General features: G+C 69.0%; 2 protein-coding genes and 1 pseudogene. All 3 read right to left on the bottom strand.

The genetic code is table 11. From position 1 onward, the window contains the following. Positions 1 to 1,325, bottom strand: a pseudogene (gene yidC / locus I53_RS27905) (membrane protein insertase YidC); the annotation flags it as partial. Then, complete coding sequence (rnpA, locus tag I53_RS27900; RefSeq protein WP_043357132.1) at positions 1,315 to 1,917, bottom strand: ribonuclease P protein component; 603 nt, start codon at positions 1,915 to 1,917, stop codon at positions 1,315 to 1,317. The pseudogene yidC and the gene rnpA, both read right to left, overlap by 11 nt. 79 nt (positions 1,918 to 1,996) lie before the next feature. After that, the gene (rpmH, locus tag I53_RS27895) at positions 1,997 to 2,131 is read right to left on the bottom strand and encodes a 50S ribosomal protein L34 (RefSeq protein ID WP_007558110.1); all 135 of its coding nucleotides are present in this window, start codon (positions 2,129 to 2,131) and stop codon (positions 1,997 to 1,999) included. Between the last annotated feature and the right edge of the window lie 140 nt (positions 2,132 to 2,271).

Below are 2,271 nucleotides of genomic sequence, written 5' to 3'. Positions count from 1 at the left end.
CCTTCAGGCGGTCATCCTTGTAGCGCTCGCGGATGGCGGCCATCTCCGGCTGCACGGCCTTCATTCTTGGCCATCGAGACGTAGGATCGGTTCGCGATCGGCAGGAACAGCAGCTTCAGGCAGAAGGTGACAACCAGGATCGAGACGCCGAAATTGCCGAACAGGTGATAGAAGAAGTCCAGCGCCCGGAACATCGGCTTGGTGATGAAGAAGAACCAGCCCCAATCGATCATCAGATCGAAGTGCTTGATGCCCAGGTCCTTCTCGTAGTTGTTGATGACGTTGACTTCCTTGGCGCCCGCGAACAGCCGCTGCGTCGCGGTGACCGAGGTGCCGGCCGCCACGTTCACGGCGTCGCCGCGCACGCTCGCCTGATAGACGTTGGTGGTCCCGTCGGTCCGGTCGGTGAAGGCGCCGGTATACGGCGTGTCCTGATCGGGGATCGCGGCGGCCGCCCAGTACTTGTCGGTGATGCCCACGAAGCCGCCGGTCACGCCGGTCCAGGCCTTGCCCTTGGTGTTGGCGCCGCCGTAGGCGCCCTCCTTGGCGAGCTTGTCGTAGGTGAATTCCTGGAGCCCGTCGTTGCCGAGATAGCCGATCATGCCCTCGTGCAGGACGTAATAGCCCTGGGTGTGCGGCTTACCCCAGCGGGAGACGAGGCTGTAGGGGTAGAGCGTGATCGCGCCCGAGCCCTTGTTCTCGACCTCGTCGCGGATCGTGAACATGTACTTGTCGTCGACCGCGATGATCCGCTTGAAGACGAGGCCGGCGCCGTTGTCCCAGGTCAGGGTCACGGGCATGCCCGGCTGGAGCGTCTTGCCCTCGCTGGTCCAGAGGGTGTCGTTGTTGGGCAGCGGCCCGGCATTGGCGCCGACCCAGCCGAACTCGGCGTAATAGGGCGTCTCGCTGCCGGCCGGCGAGAACAGCACGATCTCGGGGCTCTTGGGGTCGACGGTCTCGTGGTAGTTCTTGAGCGACACGTCGTCGACGCGGCCGCCCTTCAGGGCGATCGAGCCGGATAGCGCCGGGGTCTCGATCCGGATGCGCGGCGAGCGGGCGAGCGCCGCCTCGCGGGAGACCGGGCCGCCCTGCGGCGTGGGCAGCGTGCCGGGCACCGGCGCGGCCGGGCCGCCCTCCTTGGGGGACGGCGAGGGCACGCCGTCCGGGGTCACGCCCGGGGGCTGCTGTTGCTGCGCGGCCTTGTTCTGGGCCTCGATCAGCCGCTGCTGCTCCATGCGCGGGCCGGCCACGAAGTACTGCCACCCGAGCAGCACCAGCAGCGACAGGCCGATGGCCACGAACATGTTCGTCTTGTCATTGCCCATCAGGGACACCGCCGCACGCGTTCGGAGTGGCATCAAGACCGGCGCCGGCCCCGGGGGACCTGCGCGCGCCGGTGATTCGGTGATCTCTGTCGCACCCCTGCGACGGGCCGATGTCGGCGCGGCCGGAGGGCGCGGGCTGCGCGGAGGCGCCCGCTTCCTGCTGGAGAGATGAGGTTTGAGGTGTGGTCTTGGACCGTCGGTTGCCGGATCGGCCGGACGGCCTGTCGCTCCGGGGCGCCGCAGGCCGGGTCACCGTCGGGATCGCACGCCGCAGGTCCTCGGCCAGCGACGCGAAGGGGGCGTCCAGCGCCGGGCGCCGGGCGATCAGTACGATGTCGGCCGGCAGGGTCGCGAGTTCGGTCGGCAGATCGGCCGCGACCAGCCCCAACGCGGCGCGGAGACGGCGCCGGATGCGGTTGCGCTCCGTCGCGTGACCCACGCGCTTCGTGATGGTGAAACCGAGACGGAGGCCGGGGCAGGCCTCCGGATTCCGGAGGCGCCCCTGCGCGGTCATGCGCTCGGTGTGAAAGCGACGCCCCTCGGCCGCAGCCAGGAAGTCGGGTCGTTTCTTGAGCCGCTCGATCGTCGCCATCGATGGTTCGATCCCGGCCGATACCACTTGCCTCACGGCGCGGATGCGCGAAGGCCTCCGCGCCCGAGAGGATCCGGCCTCAGGCCGACAGGCGCTTGCGGCCGTGGGCGCGACGGCGCGCGATCACCTTGCGGCCGCCGGCGGTGGCCATGCGCGCACGGAAACCGTGGCGGCGCTTACGGACGAGCTTGCTCGGCTGGTAGGTTCTCTTCATGGCTCAGAGCCTTCAAGGTCGAGGCGCGCTCGCGGGCGGCTGATGCCGCACCCGACCTTCACGCGTCCTTGGTTGTCTGCAAACACGAAGGGCGCCCATGCGGGGCGCCACGTCGCGAGTGGCGGGCTTATGGCGGATGG

The organism is Methylobacterium sp. B1 (assembly GCF_000333255.1).
Taxonomy (GTDB): domain Bacteria; phylum Pseudomonadota; class Alphaproteobacteria; order Rhizobiales; family Beijerinckiaceae; genus Methylobacterium; species Methylobacterium fujisawaense.
The sequence above is the reverse complement of the archived record's forward strand: the minus strand, read 5'-3'. Positions and strand labels throughout refer to the sequence as shown.